Source organism: Methylacidimicrobium tartarophylax (assembly GCF_902143375.2).
Classification (GTDB): Bacteria; Verrucomicrobiota; Verrucomicrobiia; order Methylacidiphilales; family Methylacidiphilaceae; genus Methylacidimicrobium; species Methylacidimicrobium tartarophylax.
The window spans coordinates 17,230-34,974 of the sequence record NZ_CABFVA020000110.1; the positions used below are offsets into that span (position 1 = coordinate 17,230).

General features: G+C 59.7%; 17 protein-coding genes. 15 read left to right on the forward strand and 2 right to left on the reverse strand.

What is annotated here, in order from left to right:
• Positions 1 to 87: 87 nt before the first annotated feature.
• The 4 genes from folP to glmM are packed head-to-tail and all read left to right on the forward strand — an operon-like array spanning position 88 to position 3,163.
• Positions 88 to 867, forward strand: a complete 780-nt coding sequence (gene folP / locus MAMT_RS09090) for a dihydropteroate synthase (RefSeq protein ID WP_246186622.1) — start codon at positions 88 to 90, stop codon at positions 865 to 867.
• Entirely contained in the window at positions 864 to 1,607 is a 744-nt protein-coding gene (cdaA, locus tag MAMT_RS09095) for a diadenylate cyclase CdaA (RefSeq protein ID WP_142660718.1), read from the forward strand. The genes folP and cdaA overlap by 4 nt, the downstream gene beginning before the upstream one ends.
• 33 nt (positions 1,608 to 1,640) lie before the next feature.
• Positions 1,641 to 1,778 carry a hypothetical protein gene (locus MAMT_RS11455; protein ID WP_178087046.1) on the forward strand — a complete coding sequence of 46 codons (138 nt, stop codon included), beginning with the start codon at positions 1,641 to 1,643 and terminating at the stop codon, positions 1,776 to 1,778.
• Positions 1,779 to 1,792: 14 nt separating this feature from the next.
• Positions 1,793 to 3,163, forward strand: a complete 1,371-nt coding sequence (gene glmM / locus MAMT_RS09100; RefSeq protein ID WP_178087047.1) for a phosphoglucosamine mutase — start codon at positions 1,793 to 1,795, stop codon at positions 3,161 to 3,163.
• Here the strand turns inward: glmM and MAMT_RS09105 are convergent.
• Both MAMT_RS09105 and MAMT_RS09110 read right to left on the reverse strand, forming a co-directional pair.
• Positions 3,160 to 4,002 carry an outer membrane lipoprotein-sorting protein gene (locus MAMT_RS09105; protein ID WP_142660720.1) on the reverse strand — a complete coding sequence of 281 codons (843 nt, stop codon included), beginning with the start codon at positions 4,000 to 4,002 and terminating at the stop codon, positions 3,160 to 3,162. The genes glmM and MAMT_RS09105 overlap by 4 nt on opposite strands.
• Positions 4,003 to 4,109: 107 nt before the next feature.
• On the reverse strand, positions 4,110 to 4,811 hold the full coding sequence (locus MAMT_RS09110) for an ATP-binding protein (protein ID WP_142660721.1): 702 nt from the start codon (positions 4,809 to 4,811) through the stop codon (positions 4,110 to 4,112).
• Positions 4,812 to 4,890: 79 nt separating this feature from the next.
• Between MAMT_RS09110 and MAMT_RS09115 the strand changes: the two genes are divergently transcribed.
• The 11 genes from MAMT_RS09115 to MAMT_RS11890 all read left to right on the forward strand — a co-directional run bounded on the left by MAMT_RS09115 (position 4,891) and on the right by MAMT_RS11890 (position 17,505).
• On the forward strand, positions 4,891 to 5,601 hold the full coding sequence (locus tag MAMT_RS09115; RefSeq protein ID WP_246186623.1) for a TnsA endonuclease N-terminal domain-containing protein: 711 nt from the start codon (positions 4,891 to 4,893) through the stop codon (positions 5,599 to 5,601).
• Positions 5,594 to 7,507 carry a TnsB C-terminal domain-containing protein gene (locus MAMT_RS09120; RefSeq protein WP_142660722.1) on the forward strand — a complete coding sequence of 638 codons (1,914 nt, stop codon included), beginning with the start codon at positions 5,594 to 5,596 and terminating at the stop codon, positions 7,505 to 7,507. The genes MAMT_RS09115 and MAMT_RS09120 overlap by 8 nt, the downstream gene beginning before the upstream one ends.
• Complete coding sequence (locus tag MAMT_RS09125) at positions 7,504 to 8,394, forward strand: TniB family NTP-binding protein (RefSeq protein WP_142660723.1); 891 nt, start codon at positions 7,504 to 7,506, stop codon at positions 8,392 to 8,394. Before MAMT_RS09120 ends, MAMT_RS09125 begins: the two co-directional genes overlap by 4 nt.
• Positions 8,352 to 9,479: a TniQ family protein gene (locus tag MAMT_RS09130; protein ID WP_142660724.1), complete on the forward strand. Its 1,128-nt coding sequence runs from the start codon at positions 8,352 to 8,354 to the stop codon at positions 9,477 to 9,479. The genes MAMT_RS09125 and MAMT_RS09130 overlap by 43 nt, the downstream gene beginning before the upstream one ends.
• 329 nt (positions 9,480 to 9,808) lie before the next feature.
• A complete protein-coding gene (locus MAMT_RS09135) occupies positions 9,809 to 10,894 on the forward strand; it encodes a hypothetical protein (RefSeq protein ID WP_142660725.1) in 1,086 nt (361 codons plus the stop codon).
• 840 nt (positions 10,895 to 11,734) lie between these two features.
• Positions 11,735 to 13,537: an N-6 DNA methylase gene (locus MAMT_RS09140; protein WP_178087048.1), complete on the forward strand. Its 1,803-nt coding sequence runs from the start codon at positions 11,735 to 11,737 to the stop codon at positions 13,535 to 13,537.
• Positions 13,534 to 14,466, forward strand: a complete 933-nt coding sequence (locus tag MAMT_RS09145; protein ID WP_142660727.1) for a site-specific DNA-methyltransferase — start codon at positions 13,534 to 13,536, stop codon at positions 14,464 to 14,466. Before MAMT_RS09140 ends, MAMT_RS09145 begins: the two co-directional genes overlap by 4 nt.
• Positions 14,467 to 14,609: 143 nt before the next feature.
• Complete coding sequence (locus MAMT_RS09150; protein ID WP_142660728.1) at positions 14,610 to 15,818, forward strand: phospholipase D-like domain-containing protein; 1,209 nt, start codon at positions 14,610 to 14,612, stop codon at positions 15,816 to 15,818.
• Positions 15,819 to 15,887: 69 nt separating this feature from the next.
• The gene (locus MAMT_RS09155; protein ID WP_142660729.1) at positions 15,888 to 16,304 is read left to right on the forward strand and encodes a hypothetical protein; all 417 of its coding nucleotides are present in this window, start codon (positions 15,888 to 15,890) and stop codon (positions 16,302 to 16,304) included.
• Positions 16,305 to 16,480: 176 nt separating this feature from the next.
• Positions 16,481 to 17,377, forward strand: a complete 897-nt coding sequence (locus MAMT_RS09160) for a DUF3644 domain-containing protein (RefSeq protein WP_246186624.1) — start codon at positions 16,481 to 16,483, stop codon at positions 17,375 to 17,377.
• Positions 17,378 to 17,385: 8 nt separating this feature from the next.
• A complete protein-coding gene (locus MAMT_RS11890; protein WP_178087049.1) occupies positions 17,386 to 17,505 on the forward strand; it encodes a hypothetical protein in 120 nt (39 codons plus the stop codon).
• Positions 17,506 to 17,745: the final 240 nt, after the last annotated feature.

The window sequence follows — 17,745 nt, forward strand, 5'->3', positions numbered from 1 at the left end:
GTCGCAGAGGCTTTGGAGGCATTTCACCCCGCGCGATGGGTCACTTCGGCCCGAGCGCTGGCGCTCTCGTCGCAAAGACCGCTCATCATGGGGATCATCAATCTGACTCCCGACTCCTTTTCCGATGGAGGCCGGCTGCTCTCCGCGAGGGAGGCGGCAGAAGAAGCACGGCGCATGGAAGAGATCGGAGTCGACCTGGTGGATTTCGGTGCGGAGTCGACGCGACCCGGGGCGGATCCTGTCTCGGAACAAGAGGAGTTGCGCAGGCTTCTTCCCGTATTGCGGGCGGTTGCCGGAAGGCTCACGATCCCGATCTCGGTCGATACCTACAAGGGCGGTGTGGCTCGAGTCGCTCTTGCAGAGGGCGCAGAGATCGTCAACGACGTCTCCGGGGGAAAGTGGGAGACGGGTCTCTGGGAGGCAGTGAGGAATGCCGGTGCGGGGTATGTTCTGGTCCACTCCCGCGGGATGCCGAAAACCATGCAGGCGGATGCGGTCTATTGGGACGTCGTGCGGGAAGTCAAGGAGGAGATGAGCGTCCGCCTGCGCCAGTGCACGGAGGCCGGGATACCCGGGGAGAGGATCCTGTGCGACGTCGGCTTTGGCTTTGCCAAGACGGTGGATCAGAATTGGGCGTTGCTGCGCGAACTCCGCGTTTTTGCGGAAATGGGACGACCGCTTCTCGTGGGAGTTTCCCGGAAGAGCTTTCTCCGAAGATGGCCTCGCGTGAAAGATCAGGATGCGGCGAGCTTGGCCGTGGAAATCCTGGCCTCGATTAAGGGTGCGGCGGTCTGGAGAGTCCATGACGTGGACGGCGCGGTCGCGGCTCGGAATGTCTTTTCCGCTCTGCAGGGAGGGTTGCCGTGAGGTCTTACGGGCTGACTCTCTCCTGGGTCGTGGAGATCTTGATCATTGCCGTGGTCATTTATCAGGTCTGGAAGCTTCTGCAGGGAACGCGCGGCGTGCAGGTGCTGACCGGACTTCTGATCGTCCTTGTCGTCCTCACTCTCTTTTCCGCCGTTCTTCACTTGCGGGTTGTCACCGAGCTCATCCGGCTCTTTTCTCCGTCCTTTTTCGTTGCACTGGTCGTCCTGTTTCAACCGGAATTGCGACAGGTGCTTGCGGAAGTGGGACGCCGGAGTGTCACCAGCTCGGGGCGGCAGCAGCAGGCGGAGGTGATCGAGCATATCGTCAACGCTGCCGAAATCTGCCAGAGAGAGCGTTTCGGAGTTCTGATCTCCATGGAGCGGGAAGACCTCTATCGACCCGCGCGGGACACGGGGACCCTCCTGGATGCCAAGTTAAGCGCCGATCTGCTGGTGACCGTCTTTTATCCCCGCACGCCGCTGCACGACGGCGGAGTCGTCATCCGGGACAATCGCCTCGTTGTGGCGGCCGCAGTTTTTCCTCTGAGCGAGACGGATCGGCTTGAGAGGCCGCTCGGACTGCGCCACCGGGCGGCATTGGGCTTGAGCGAGATGACCGACGCCATCGTCGTCGTGGTTTCCGAGGAGACGGGTGCCATCTCTATTGCCTTGGAGGGCAAGCTGGAGCGTCACTTCGATCCGAACCGGCTGCGCGCACGATTGACGGAGATCCTTGTTTAGCCAGACAATGCGCTCGAAAGAGGGGAAGCTGCTATGAGTTTGCTGTTGGACAACTGGAAACAAAAGCTCATTTCCCTGATCCTCGCGATCGCCGTCTGGGCGATTCTTCGAGAGTCGATCGAGCCGGGATCGATCGACCAGATTCTTTCTTCGCTTGGGCTAGCGAAGTAGCCTTGGAGCCTGACTTGAGACAACCGACGGCGCGACTTTTCGGAACCGATGGCATTCGAGGCACGGCGAATCTACATCCACTGACCCCAACGGTTGCCGTTGCTGTAGGGGCGATCGCCGCCTCCGCTCTGGCGAGCGGAGGAAGGAGGAAGATCGTGGTCGGACGCGATCCGCGAATTTCGAGCGAGATGCTCGAATCGGCCGTGGTCTCGGGCATTCTTTCCGCCGGTGTGAACGTAGTGCGCTTGGGGGTGCTGCCGACCCCGGCGGTGGGTGAGCTGGCAAAACAGCTTGCAGCCGCGGGCGGGGTGATGATCAGTGCTTCGCATAACCCTTTTCCGGATAACGGCATCAAGCTCTTCGGCCCTGATGGGGCCAAGGTCCCGGAGGAGACCGAGGAAAGCATCGCGAGCCGTCTTCCCGCCTATCCGTGGCTCTCTTCCGAAGGTCCGACCGGCGCGCTGGTGGGTCGGTTGCAATCCCTTTTGCAGGCGCAGAATCTCTATCTGGATGCCTTGCGCAGGCAGTGGCCGGAAGGAACCGACCTCTCCCGGCTCCGAATCGTCGTAGATGCCGCCAATGGGGCGGCATCGAACCTAGTAGGCCCCCTTTTTACCTCCCTCGGGGCAGAACCCTTCCTCTTTTCGGCGAACCCCAACGGAATCAATATCAATCGCGATTGCGGCAGCATGCATCCGGAGAGACTTGCCGAGCTGGTCCGGCTGGCGGAAGCCGACATCGGCTTTGCCCTCGACGGCGACGGGGATCGACTACTCTGTTGCGATCATCGGGGAGAGGTTCTGGACGGGGATGATCTCCTGGCCATCCTCGCCCTGGACTACCATCGTCGTGGGGTGCTCGCCAAACAGGCGGTGGTCGCTACGGTCATGAGTAATCTTGGGCTCGATCGGATGTTGCAGGAGGCCGGAGTGCGGGTTCTGCGAACGCCCGTAGGTGATCGGCACGTTGCGGCCGCGATGCGCGCCCACGGGCTCAATCTCGGCGGGGAGCAATCCGGCCATCTTCTGCTCTTGGACCAGGCGGCGAGCGCCGACGGGTTGCGCGGCGCGCTGGAAATCCTCCGCATTGTCTCTACGACCGGCAACCCTCTTGCTGAGCTCCGCCGCTGCTTACGGAAATATCCCCAGCGTCAGCTCAACTTGGCCGTTCGGGAGAAGAAGCCGCTCAAGGAGATGCCAAAGGTGGAAGAAGCGGTTGCCGAAGCCGAGCGGGTCTTGGGAGGGGAGGGCCGAGTCCTTTTGCGCTACTCGGGAACCGAGCCGAAGATCCGGCTGCTGATGGAGGGACCCGACCCGGGGGTCTTGGAGAAGTGGGAGGAGCGGATTCGTGCCGCGCTCCGGCACGAAGAGATCCTTACTTCCTAGCGATCAAGCCCATCGGCTACTTTCGGCGGCCGGGACGGAGCCCGGTTTCGCGATGAGTTGGCGCCCGTTTCGGGAGGAAGGGGCTCCCCACGCCGGATGTTGATCAAGGTGCGGGAGGAGCCTTCCTTCTTCGGATCGAAGGAGGAAACCTGCATTTCCTTAATGACATAGGCATCCCCGATGCGTTGGACTCCGTTGACTTCCAGCCTCTTGACCAGTGCTCCGGCTCCATTGTATGCATCGGCGCGCAAAAGAGCGTAATACTCGGCGGCGATCCAGTAACGAACCCGGGCGTAAGCGCTGGTTTCGCGAGGGGGAATGGCGTCGAACGCCCAGGCCGTCAATGTCTTGATACGGTCGGTCCCCAGGGGTTTCACCTGGTCCCACCTCATGAAGTCGAGGCAGAGATCCTCATAAGTAATATCGGTGTCCAGGATCGGGCTCTGCCGGGCTCGACCGGCAACCGGCTGCCAGGCTTCCCTCTTCTGTCTGCGGCGTTCGATCAAGCTTCGCTCCGGCTGAATCTCGACTTGAACTTGGAAGGGAGGATTCTCGAAGTCATAGATCATCTTACGATCATGGAGAATGAGTTGGATGGGATAGCTTTCTCGTTCCGACTCGATCACTCCGTGAAGCGCGAAATCCTGGAGACGGAAGTTCTTCCAGAAGCGGCCTTGCAGGAACTCAAGTGGTGGACAAGGCTTGGCGGGATCCGGCGTGGCAAAAACCGAGTGGCTGAATCCGGATATCCAGAAAAAGCCGGCGAGAAGAAAGCCAAGTTTGGTCAGGCTGCAAAACGTGCGGGAGCGCTCCCCTTTTCGAGGCGTGATTTCTCTCATGCGCAGATTAACCTGTAACCCGGGTTCCCCCCTTTTCCAAAAAGAAAGCAGAGGGATCGGTCGAACGGCCGGACTGGCCGGCGGAATCCCAAGGCCTCGCCGCCCGCTCACTCGCCCCAGATTCGCCGATCGAGCGAGCGAAAGCCGATCGCCTCGGCCAAGTCTTCTTCCCGCAACTCTCCTCGGCCGGCCAGATCGGCGATGGTCCGGGCCACCTTGAGGATCCGGTGAAAGGCTCGCGCCGAAAGACCGAGCTCCGAGAGGGCGGTGGCAAGGAAGTTTCCACACGCGGGGGAAAGGATACAGAAGCGCGCGATCTCCCGAGGGCCCATTCGGGCGTTGTTGTGGATCTTGCGCCGCCCCGACGCCAATCTTTGGGCCTGACTCGCACGCGCCTGTTCGACCCGGGACCGGATCGCCGCCGAGCTTTCTGCCGATTCCGATTGAAGGAGAAGCTGCCGGTCGACCGCAGGCACCTCGACGTGAAGATCGATGCGGTCCAGGAGCGGACCCGAGATCCGGTTGAGATAGCGGCGCATGGCCGCCGGGGTGCATTTCCCTCGGGCGGCGTCATCGAAACCGCCGGTCGGAGAGGGATTCATGGCTGCTACGAGCATAAAGCTGGCGGGAAAGGTAACGGTGCCCGCAGCGCGCGATAGGGTGAGCCTCCCGTCCTCCAACGGCTGCCGGAGCGCCTCAAGAGCATTTCTGCCGAATTCAGGAAGCTCGTCCAGGAAGAGAACCCCATGGTGAGCCAGGCTGACCTCCCCGGGCAAGAGGCGGGGCCCCCTGTCATTTTTGGCAATCACTGCAACTGGATGTGCGCCATTACCAGGGGCATGCCAAAAAAGAAGCTAGCAATCGATGCAACGAAAATAATAGGAATCGGTGCAACGCAATCCGAAAATGGATAGCAATGGCTGCAACGCCGTTCGTCCGGTGCAGGCGCGCCGAATCGGTCCAGCCCGAAGGAGCGTTGCGGGCATCTACGCTTTTCGCGGCAAGAAGGCGATTCCCTACGAATCGACCCTGGAACGCGACTTTCTCATCCGATGCGAATTCTCCCTTGCCGTGGTCGATGCAATCCCCCAACCAGTCCAGATCCCCTTCGTCTCCGGCGGCAGATCCTACGTCTATACGCCTGACTTCCTCATTTACTATCAGTGTGTCGGCCAAATCTCTCCTGGTGGCCCTCGTCCGTCGCTGATCGAGGTCAAGCCGGAGGGGGAATGGCGAAAGCACTGGCGCCGCTGGCTTCCGAAATGGAAGGCGGCCTACCGGTATGCCAGAGGGCAGGGCTGGGAGTTTCGCATTCACGACGAAAGCCGGATCCGGGATCAAACCTTGCGGAACATCCGTTTCCTGGAGCGATACAAGCGGATGAGGTTCCCTCCCAAGGAAAGTTGCCTGGTGTTGGAGGGTGTTCGGGAAGCGGGGGGAGCGGCCTTCCGGGACGTCCTGGCGCGTCAATTCCCTAGGCTGTCGCGCGTGGAAGGCGCCGCTCGCATCTGGCATCTGCTCGCAACCCGCCAGCTCGACTGCGACATCGGCAGGCCACTCGGCGATTTCACTGAACTATGGGTTCCTGGCGATGAGTGACGAGAACAAGAGCGGAGTTCCCAGTCGGGGCATTCCGTCCGATCGGAGGAACATCTGTCTCCGCGAGGGGGAATTCGTGCAGGTTGAAAACGCGGTCTATCAGATCGAAAAGGTTTTGGATTTCAAGTCGGTCGTCGGTGTCGACGTAAAGAGCGGACGCAGCTCCCTGCTTCGCGTAGGCGAACTACGTCCGATGGACTCTGGCCCGATGCCGCCCGTCCCCGACTTGTTGGAGATCATGGAGGAGGAGTGGCGGATCGCCCAGGAACGATTCAATGCCATTCGTCCATTCGTCGATTGCCACAGGATCGGGCGAAGCGAGGTGGAAAACAGGGCGAAAGATCTCGGCGTGGACCCCGTAACGATCTACCGCTGGCTGCGGCGTTACCGGGCGCAGGGCCGGTTAACGGCCCTCATTCCGATGAAGAGCGGATGGAGGAGAGGAAGAAGTCGGATTCCCAAAGACGCCGATGGGGTCATTCAGGAGGTAATCCGAGATTTCTATCTGTCGCCGCAACGGCCGACGGCCCAGAAAACCGTCGACGAGGTCCGCCGCCGTTGCTGGGAGCGAGGAGTGAGTCCGCCATCGCCTTCCACCGTTCGCGCCAGGATCGCCGGGATTCCGGAAAGGGAACGTCTCAGGAGGCGCGGCTTCCGGGAGAGGGCGCGGAACAAGTTCCGGCCTGCCGCCGGTAGCTTTCCGAACGCCGACTTTCCGCTCTCGGTTGTGCAGATCGACCACACGCCCGCGGACATCGCCCTGGTGGACGACCTCTACCGGAAGCCGATAGGCCGTCCCTGGATCACCCTGGCGGTGGACGTGTTCAGCCGGGTGGTAACTGGCTATTATCTATCCTTCGATCCGCCGTCCGAAACGTCGGTCGCCCTGTGCGTGGCGCATTCCATTCTCCCGAAGGAGGAGTGGCTTCTGGCGCATGGGGTGAAGAGCAGCTGGCCGGTCTGGGGCTATCCGAAGACGATCCACGTCGACAACGGCGCGGACTTCCGCTCCGACGACTTCAAGAACGCTTGCCTGGACAACGGCATCAATCTGGAGTTCCGGCCCGTGAAACGGCCGAACTTCGGCGGCCACATCGAGCGACTCTTCGGCACGCTCCTCGAGGAAATCCACCACTTGCCCGGAACCACGTTTTCGTCCGTCGCGGAGAGGGACGAGCACGACCCGGAGAAGACTGCGGCGATGACCAAGACCGAATTCGAGGAGTGGCTGGTCCGGATCATCTGCGAGGTTTACCACCAGCGCATCCATTCCGAGATCGGCATGACGCCCCTGCGCAAGTGGGAGATCGGGATCTTCGGAACTGGCGGAGTTCCCGGCATCGGCGTTCCTCTGCGTCCCGCCGATCCGATGAAGCTGCTGCTGGACTTCCTGCCGTCCTTCCGGCGCACCGTGCAGGCGTTTGGGGTGTCGATCGATGGCTTGACCTATTACGCGGAGGTGCTGCGCCCTTGGATCAACGCTACGGATCCGATGACCAAGAGAAAGCGGGAGTTCATCTTCCGCCGGGATCCGCGCGACATCAGCGTCATCTGGTTCCGCGATCCGGAGATCAAGCAGTACTGCAAGGTTCCGTTCGCCGACCAGTCCCGGCCGCCCTTGAGCCTGTGGGAGTACCGAGAGGTGAGGCAGGAACTCCGGAAGGAGGGAATCAGGAGCGCGAACGAGCACCAGATCTTTCGCGCCCTGACGGAACTGCGCGAGAAGGTGGCCGAGTCGCAGGAGAAGACGAAGAGGGCGCGGCGGCAGGCGCAACGGCGAAGGGAACACGAGCGGAAGGCTTCTCCGGCGGCTGCGGTCGATCCGCCAGTCAAAACGACTACCGAAGCCCTGCTCGGGGGACTGTTATCAGACGAGAACATCGAGCCCTTCGAAGACATCGCATGACGAACGCGGAGCATATTCATCCGGATCTTCGGCATGTTCTCGGGCTGCCGGACAAGGAGCGGATCGCCTTTATGCGCGAACCGAGATGGGTCGGATACGAGAGGGCCGTCCGCATCCTGGACACTCTCCGGGACCTCATGAACCAGCCACCCCGGCCCCGGATGCAGAGCCTGCTGATCGTCGGAGAGCCGAATAACGGCAAGACGACCATCATCAGAAGGTTCCAGGACCTTTTCGGCCGAGGCTACGTCAACGAGGATGCGGATCCGGTCAAGCCGGTCGTCGTGGCCGAGGCGCCTCCCAGCGCCGACGAGAAAGGGCTCTATATCTCCATACTGGAGTGTTTCCACCCATCCTATCGGGCGAGTGCCCCCGCGGCGAAACTCCGCTACCAGACGACCACTTGGCTGCAAAGCTGCCACGTCCGGATCATCGTCATTGATGAGTTCCACTCGCTCTTGACTGGCTCCTCCCGCGAGCAGAGGAAAGCGATGAACGCCATCAAGTTTATCTGCAACGTGGCCGCCGTCCCCATTATCGGTGTCGGCACGCGGGAGGCCGTGCGCGTGCTGCACACAGACGAGCAGCACGCCAGCCGGTTCGACGTCGCGACCTTACCGCTGTGGGAACTGAACAAGGACTTCCAGCGCCTTCTCGCCTCCTTCGAGAAGATCCTGCCGCTGAGGAAACCCTCCGGATTGCACCGGCAGGAGCTGGCGATTCCCCTGCACGCGATCTCGGATGGAAACCTGGGAAATCTCCATCGGCTGTTGACCGAATGCGCCGCGGAAGCCATCAAGAGCGGCAAAGAGCAGATCGACAAGCAGATCATTGAAAGCAAGGCATGGGTGCGCCCGACGAAGGGGATCCGGGAGATCGCCGCATGATCCGCCCTTGGGGCTTTCCAATTCCGCTGCTTCCCGACGAGCTTTTCTCCTCTTGGCTGGTGCGGGCGGCGCTCGTCCAAGGATGCGATCCGCTCGTGTTGACCGGCAGCGTCTGGCCGCGCTGGAGGGTATGGACGGGCGACCCGGATCGCGGCATTGCGGCTGACCGGCTCGCGGCGCTCGCCCGGGCGTCGGGAATCGCGGCCACGGTCTTTGAGGCGGCGACGCTGCGGACGATCGCCTCGGCTCCAGCCGGAGGCTTCCCGGACGGAAAGGCGGTATGGCCGTGGGTGCTCGCCGCCGGCTCGCGGAACCGGAGGAGACGCGGCGGGCTCCAGTATTGCCCGGCCTGCCTCGCCGAGGACAAAAAGCCCTATTACCGCCTCCGATGGCGGCTGGCCTGGCACACGGCATGCCTGCGGCACGGGCGCATCTTACGCGACTGCTGCCCGCATTGCGGCGGGACCGTCGAGCCGCACCGGCTCTCTGCCGAGGACAGGCACCTGGCTCTCTGCGCCCGCTGCAAGGGCGACCTGCGAAAGGCGGACGAAGCGCAAGCGGACGGCGATGCGCTCGCCTTCCAGTCGGCGGCAGACGAGGCGGTGCAGCGGAGGGAAGGGATCTACGGCCAGGAGCGGATCTCCTGCGAGGAATGGTTCGCGCTGTCCCGATACTTCGTCGGGCTGTTGCGCAGGGCGGCCATGGGCAAATCGGATATTTTGAATGAAATGCTCCGGGCGTTCGATATTGACGCGGGCGATCTCGAAGCGCCGGCCACGGGGCTCGTCCTGGAGCTTCTGCTGACCCGGGAGAGGGCGGCCCTTCTCGGCCGGGTTCGGAGGATGCTCGGTGCCGGCCCGGAGGCGTTCGGACGCGCGGCGAAGAAAGCCGGAGCGTCGGTCCAGACGCTTTGCGAGATGCGGCAGAAGCTTCCGCATTGCCTCGAAAAGGCCGTAGCCGGGTTGCCGGACCGGAGCCCGGAAAGGCTGCGCAGGAAGCGCGCGGCGACGGGGCGACCGCGTTCTCGGCGGTCGGTGGCCCGCATGTGGGCCAGGATGAGGCGAGCGATGCTCGCGGACTCATGAATGCGGAGAGGACCAGGACCTGCGACGAGTGCGGCCGTCCGATGCAACGGGCGTTCCGGCGGCGCAAGGGCGTCGCGTATTGCCCCGCCTGCTATGCCCGGGTGTTCAAGCGCAGGATGTGTCCCAGATGCGGGAATTTCGCCCGGCTCCCGAAGAAGGAGCCGGAAGCGGTCTGCCGGAGATGCGAGAACGCGAAGCCGTGCTTGCGGTGCCGAAAGACCGAGTACGAAGTGGGAAAGATCACGCCCTACGGCCCCGTCTGCAAGGCCTGTTCGGTGTACTTCCGGGAACCCGAGCCCTGCGAGGCCTGCGGAAGGCCGTCGTCCAGGTTGACCCGGGTTCGACGGCTCGGCCATGGCCTGCGGCTTTGTCCCAAGTGCGCTCGCGCCGATCACGGAACCTGCCCGGCGTGTCGCCGCCACCGGCTCTTGAGCGCCGGGCCGGACGGCAGGCTGCTCTGCCGGGTCTGCCGGGAGAAGGGGGAGATCCCTTGCCCGTCTTGCGGAAAGCCGATGCCCGCCGGAAGGGGCAAGGTCTGCGAGACGTGCTATTGGACGGACACGTGCCGCAAACGGATCCGGCTGGATCGGGCGGCGTTCTCGACGGCCGGAATGGAGAAGGATTTCGGCGAATTCGGGGAATGGCTGATCGGCGACAAGGGACCACACAAGGCCGCATTGACCGTCCATCGCTATCTCTCCTTCTTCCTGGAGATCGAGCGGGAGTGGAAGAACGTCCCGCCGTACCGGGAGTTGTTGGCACATTTCGGGGCGGAGGGGCTGCGGCGCGCAAGAATCCCGATGCGGTGGCTTCGCGAAGCGAAGGGCGTCAAGGTGGACGCGGCGGCGCGGGAAGAGGATTCGGAGCGGCGGCGAATCGAGGGGATCGTGGGGACGTTCGGCCAAGGGACGGAAGCGCATCGGATCCTGGTCGACTATGCGGGAAAGCTTATGCAGCGAGTCGAAGAAGGGAAGACCTCGTTGCGCTCGGTTCGCCTGGCGCTGACTCCGGCAGCCGCATTGCTGCGGAGGGCGGCACAGAAAGGAGGAGGGTTGCCGGACCAGACGCTTCTCGATCGTTATCTGCTTGATGCTCCGGGGCAGAAAGCGGCCGCCACGGGGTTCGCCAACTTTTTGAGGAAGACACGCAGCCTAAAACTTTCGGTGCGTACCGACGCGAAAAAGGCTAAAGAAGCGCAACGGCGCACACTGAAAAAGAAGATCGTAGCCATGGCGAGGCATCCCGAGGAGGGGGAGGATTTCATCAGGCGATGGATAGCGGCGGGGTTGGAGTATTTTCACAGTGTTAAATTCAACCGGAAGGCTCTGGAGGCTGTTTCGGCGAAGGTGGATGAAGGGGGCTTACGGGTGGTGGCAGGGGGGAGAACCTATTGGCTGCCAAATTGGCGGGAATGAACGTGCATTTTCAGAGTTCGAAGATGCCGTTCGTGGGGATTTAATCGTCCCTCGACGCACATCTGTACCGGCCTCACATCGCCATGATCTTTGTCTGGAACTTGCTAACGCCTGCTTGGCTAAAAAAGGTCCTAAATGATGAAGCTAGCCTGCAGCAAGGCATGCCAGAGGAAGTTGCTCTCATTCGCGGGTGACTTCCGGCGCTTGCAGAGGCGGCAGAAAAGCTTCCGAGAAATTGCCGATTGGTTACGGGAGCGTGGCGTTCAAAACTCTCGCCGACTGGCGTGTTGCTTTTCTTCCGGCTCAAAGCGTATAAAGCCGACGGGTGGGTGGCTCTGCAAGGCCATCTGGCGGATGCACCAAAGAAGAAAGCGCAAGGCTCGCCATACAACTACGATCGGCTGCCGAGCGAGAGCGATTGAATGGGGCGCCGAACGTTTGAGGGAGGAAGGTTTAAGCGCACTGCTCCTTCAGTTACCCCCTCGTCTCAATCTGCCTCAAAATCATGCTTGTTGCGCCAATGGATTGGCTGAGTCCGTACCGAATGTAGAAATTCCGCAGCCGCAGCCGCTCATCTCTGCTCCTGCGCTTAGTTTGGCGATTCCGCGGCGTGGGCATGTCCTTTCGTCGGTCTCAGAATTGTTTGGCCGTCCTATTCGGGAAGCGGTTGCTATGCTTTCAGTGTCTGTGGCACGAGCAGGGGTCGCAGATGTGACGAGCGCCCTCCACTCTCTTCGTCCTTGCACGCACGAATCGCCGATCCATCGGTCCGACGACGAGTTCGTTGCGTGGCTTATCGTCTCGATGTGGATCACAGGCGTAGCCGCCAGAGCAATACCCGTGTCCAGTTCGTTGCCGCAGGCCGAAGAATGGTTCCTAGGCAGCAAGAAAGATCATCGTCTGACGACATTGGTATCCGCTCGCTCGATCCAGGAGGCGGAGAGCGCGCTTCGGGTACGGGCGGATGCGGCAGCCTATCTTGATCTGCTGCCTTACATCCTTGATCCCCATGGACCGGGAAGTCGCCTCAGTGTAAGGCGCGACCCTTCGACCAGGGCTGTCCGTTCGCGTAAGCGGGAAGAGGGAGTGTTCTATACCCCAGCAGATGTTGCTGACTACATGGCTAACGCCTGCGTTAGCGCCTTCGTCGGGGACATACCGACAATTTTGGATCCTGCTTGCGGGACTGGAGTTTTTCTTCGGGCCGTACTGGGCGCGTTGCGGCAGCACTATCCGGAGGAAGACGCCGTGTCGCTCGCAGCAAAGTTCTTGTTCGGAATTGATATTGATCCATTAGCGCTTGATGCAACGGCCTTCGTCCTATTGGCAGATATCTGGACATGTACGTCGGTGTCCCCCGTCGCCCTGTGGAAAAGTCTCCGCCGCCATCTCGCCTGTATCGACACCTTGCGGATTGACCCTACTAACGCTAAACCGTCAACGCTATTCCAGGAGGAATCATCACGTGTTGCCCTCTCTTCGATTTTTCCTGACCTGCCACATGGGCCAGTGATTATTCTCGGGAACCCTCCTTATGCGAATCTCGGGGTACGTTCCGACCTCCATGCACTTGAAGGCGTCTTCCGCACAATCGCTGCCAAACCGCAGCCCAATGCCGAAGTTTATCTTGCCTTTATTGAGCAGATGGTTCGGCTAGCTGATGCAAAGAATTGCGCTGGCGCGCTCGTCATCCCGCTCTCGATTGCTTGTAATGTTGGTTCCCAATTTACGTCCGCACGCCAATTGATCGCCGAAACGCCCGGTCGGTGGCGCTTCGCTTTCTTTGATAGGGAGCCTCACGCGCTTTTTGGCGAAGACGTGAAGACGAGGAATGCAATCGTGCTATGGTCCAGTAATTTGGATGATAAGAATGCGCATCTGGAAACGGGTCCTCTGCGCAAGTGGCACGGCGACAGTCGGGCGCAAATGTTCAGGAGTCTGCGGTTTACGCGGATAAACACCGATGTTCGCAGCGGTATCCCAAAAATCGAGGGAGATTGCCAGGCCATTGCAGTGAAGGTGCTGAGCAGCCGCTGCGATCAGCTTGAGCAGGCGCTGAAGGATATCGGTCGATGCCCCCTTGCTGCTTTGCCAAATGCAGATGACCGGACGGTGTTTGTCGGACCTACCGCTTACAACTTTCTCAACGTCTTTCTCAAACCATCGCGCAAGATATTTGGCAAAGACTCGATCCTTTCAGAGCACACCTTGCACGTCCTCACCTGCGCGTCGCGCCAAGACGCTCTTGTGGTGTTCGCAATACTTTCAAGCCATCTTGCTTTCTGGTGGTGGCATTCGCATGGCGACGGTTTTCATGTGTCACGCCGGTTTCTCTGCAACTTCCCCTTTGGTTTAGACGCTTTGAGCGGATCAGCGGCAGAAATGCTTGCGTGCGCCGGAGAGGCGCTTTGGTCAACGATCAACACCCGCCCGATCATCAGCCTCAACCGGGGGCGGACTTCGCTCGCCTTCACACCCAATGGGCATGACAGCATACGCCGTCAGATCGACCAAATACTGGCCGATCTCGCTGGCCTGCAACCCGCGTTTATCGATGATCTCCAGCAATTCACGGCGTACACCATCGCAGCGACGTGGCGCAATCAGGAAAATTCACGAATCGACGGCAAGGAGGGGGTATGACAACACAGCCAATCAGCCAGTGCATCAAGGAAAAGAGCAAGTTAACGAAGGAAGAATGGCGAGAATATACAAAAACCGTCTGGACCATAGCAAATACCAGTCGCGACGATCATCCTGCTGTTTTTCCGGAAGAGATCCCGCTACGCCTTGCCAAACTCTTTAGCTTCTACGGCGAGACTGTTCTCGATCCTTTCGCCGGGACGGGAACAACGGCCCGTGCGGTGATCCCTCTCGGTAGGCGCGCTGTGTGCGTCGATCAGAACGACGAGTACGTCCGCATAATCCAAAACGATTGCCGCAATCTTCGCAATGGTCACGGCCCGGAGTTTGAGCCTCTCTTGGCAGTTCGGGCTAATAGCCGAAAACTCGATTTCATTGAGGAGAATTCGGTTGGCCTGGTAATCACCAGTCCGCCGTACTGGAACAAGGCCGACTACGGGATGGGAGAGGACAATCTCGGCAACATCGCTCCGTATGGGTCCTTTCTGGCATCGACGCGCTCTGTATTTGAGGAATGCTTCCGAGTCCTCGCCCCAGGGCGCAAGATCTGCATCGTAACGGCAAACGTCAATCAGCATACGGACCATGGGCTCCTTACGTTTCCGATCGCTGCTGATTTCGCAATCCTCCTCCGCGACATCGGGTTCGTGATGATCAGCGAGATCATCTGGTCGAAGGATGGATCAGGCGGAAAATGGGGCTCGCATGGCGCGCAGCGGCCAATATTCGGCAGCTACCCGTATCCACCCAATTTCCTGTTCAAGAATGTTCACGAGTACATTCTCATTTTTGCGAAACCGCCTTTAAGCAAAACTAAAGGGCCTAAGGTGAAGCAATACAAGGATCTCATGACGGGCATGCAGCGGCTGGTTAATTCAGACGCGTTGGCCGCCGATGGTCGACTGCCGCGTCTCCCTTTACAGTTGTAGCTAATCTCCATGTCTCATAAAGGTTGTACACGAAGCGCGGCGAATTGGCCTGGAGGCAAGAGGGGACACAGGTGTCCCTCTGGGGTTGCATGACGACAGACTGCAAATAGGACAATCAAGCTCCAACGAAGCAGCCGGATCCGATGCGCAAGCCGCAGGACAACGCTTGTGAGACAGGCAAACTAAAGCGCGAGATAGCTTGGTTTTACAACCAGCCTTTAGCCATCCGGCTCGGTACTAAGTTACAGGGCGATGTGGATCGGATGGACAATGTCGGTCAATGCTGGGACACGCTCGATATTGCCGTGGCCTGGGTTCGTGAGTCCGGGATGAGACATCTCTCGGAACGGTTGGCAAGCTTTCTGCGAAACGGAGGGGAGCTCTCTGTGATCGTTGGTATCGATCTCGAGAACACGACGCGCGAGGGCTTGCAGGCGCTTCTCAACCTGGAGTGCTGCGGACAATGTGAGACGTTCGTGTACCATAATGAAGCGGGAAGTGTCTTCCACCCGAAGGTGTATCTTTTCCGCAATGAAGAGGAAGCGCGTCTCATCGTCGGATCGAACAACATTACGGAATCCGGTCTCTACGTCAATGTGGAAGCAGGCCTGCAGGTCGATGCCACAGCGGATGCAGAAGTAGTAGTCGAAGTGCAGAAAGCATTGTCCTCTTGGAAGGATACGACGAGCGGGCTGGCCAAGCGACTGGACAAGGACTTTCTCGCCAATCTCGTGCGGGAAGGTTATGTGCCCGATGAGGCGGCAGCCAGAGAGAAAATCCGCCGTGAAAGCACCATCCGGCCGCGCAAGGGCGCGGCCGCCCTATTTGGGTCAAGGACCTTTGAGCCGCCGCCACCAATTCGCAGCGAAACTAGTCCAGTTGGTCCATCCGGTGTCCGGGCACTGCGGCCTTCCACTCCAACCCCGGTTATGTCCGCCGGGCAAATACCATCGGGAACAGTGCTATTGATGCGCCTTCGAAAGGCGTCAGCCACGGCGTCAGCCACGGGTCGGCCAACCCAGACGCAGATTCCGTTTCGTGTGGTTAACACCTTTTTCAATGGAGCCACTGAGGTGCGAAGCATCCACTCCGGCGTCGCCCACGGCATACACGAGGCCTCGGCCCGAGGTAACCCTAATACGACCAAGCTCGAAATTCCGGAAATGCGAGATTTCGCGCAGCCCGTTGCACGCTTCGAAAAAACCTCCCAAGGAATTGTGTACGAAGCTTACGATGTAGATTCACCAAAAGGACATCAGATCATGGAGAGCCTTGAGGAAGGAAGAAATGACGGCTCAACCCAATTGTCGATAGGAAACCCTGAACGCGCAACCTGGTGGCGCTTTATTTGAGGATCGGGCTCACGTGAGCAGTCCTGATCTTTATAGGGCTATAGCGTAGACACATAACGGATCTTCCGCATGCGCCGTGACCAAGGTGCATCATCCATTGGAGAGGGAATCGCCTCGCCCGGTAACTATTGCTCCAGGCGGAAGCACTCGGTTCGGCTGCTCATCCTGACACTGCTGGCAGAAAAGGAAAAACGGGTAAGTTGGACCGCAGTGGAGGTACCGGTGACGGCGCTGGCGAAGAATGAATTTCTTCTCCAGATGAAGGACAACGCCGCGGGTAGGCTTATCTACTACTTCATCGCCTACCATTATGGCCCGTTCGCCAAGGAACCCTACGACGATCTCCAAGCGCAACAAGGAAAGGGCTTGGTGCGCATGGAGAGCGATCCGGAGGAGGACAAGACAAAGATCATTCTGTTCGATCCGGCGAAGGCCCAGGAGGCACTCTCCGAGATACCCGAGGATCTTAAAAGTACTCGACAATGATCATCGATACCTACGGCAATCTCGAGGCCAACGTGCTGCTCCGGCGCTGTGTGCGAGAGGTATCCGGACTACGCTCGCGATAGCTGGCTGAAGCGGAGGGGTCCAACTGCAGGATGAAGTCACACTCCCGCAAACTCCTAGACTGTTCCGTTGCTGCGATGGTGGCTGCGATTGACGTGTACAACAAACCCGATTTCCGCTATCGGGCCGAATCCTTCACAATCCTGGCTCTGAACGCCTGGGAGCTTTTGCTCAAATCCAAGTGGCTGGTGGGAAACGGGAATCGTCTTAGCAGCCTTTATGTCCGCGAAGGCGGAGGCCGCAAGCGGCCGCGCTACAAGCGAACGCGCTCAAGAAGCCCCTTCACCCATAGCGTGGACTATCTTGCTAAGAAGCTCACAGAGATGAAGGTCATGAACGAGGCTTGTAGCAAGAATTTGGAAGCTCTTGCTGAACTTCGAAATACAGTGGTTCATTTCTACCACAAAAGCCCCCAACTTGCGGAGCGAGTTCAGGAGATCGGGATGGCGACCGTCAAGAACTTCGCCTCAGCTGCGCAGGACTGGTTCGAGGAGGATCTTTCCTGGTTCAACTTTTACCTCATGCCGCTTTCGTTTGTGACTCCGCCCTCGGCAACGGAGGTAGTCGAGCTCAATAAGGAAGAAAAGAACTTCTTACGCTATGTGAAGAGCCTTGATGATCAATATGCTGACCCCAACGCTCGGTACTCGGTATCGATCAATGTCGAGGTCCACTTCGTGCGTTCGAAGTCGGTAGCAGCAACGCCGGTTCGAGTCACAAACGATCCCACCGCCACGGAGGTGCGGCTAACCGAGGAGCAAATCAGCGAGCGATATCCGTGGGATTACCGCAAATTGAGCGATGAGTGTCGGAAGCTCTACTCCGGCTTTAAGGTCGATCGGCGATATCACGAGCTTCGTCGTGAATTAGAGCGTGACACACGATTTGCGCATGTTCGCCGCCTCGACCCTCGAAAAGCCAAGTCATCGAAAAAGACGTTCTACAGCCCGGCAATACTGCAAGAGTTTGATAAGACGTACAAAACGATCTGAGCATCGGCGTGGTCTGGCACACGCAGGACTTGAGCAAGAGCTTGATGATGGTCTTCTCTGCGGGACAGATCATCCGGCACCCAGAGGTGGAGAACCGGACAATTCCAACTTTGCGACCGTCAACCTAGCCGAACTTCCGCGTGCGCCGTGGGAAGGGAGCATCGTCCAGTGGGGAGGGAGTTATCCGAACTTCCGTCGCGTGGTATCGCAAGTGCTTGCAGCAGAACATTATTACTTTTTCGTTCTGCCTACACGGCCCATTTGGGCGGGCGGACGAAGAGCGGGAGCAAGTCGAGCTTTTGGAGCAGTGCGTTGATGTCGGCGGGGATCTTGGAGAAGAACCCGATCAAAGGCCGTCCGTTCGGGGC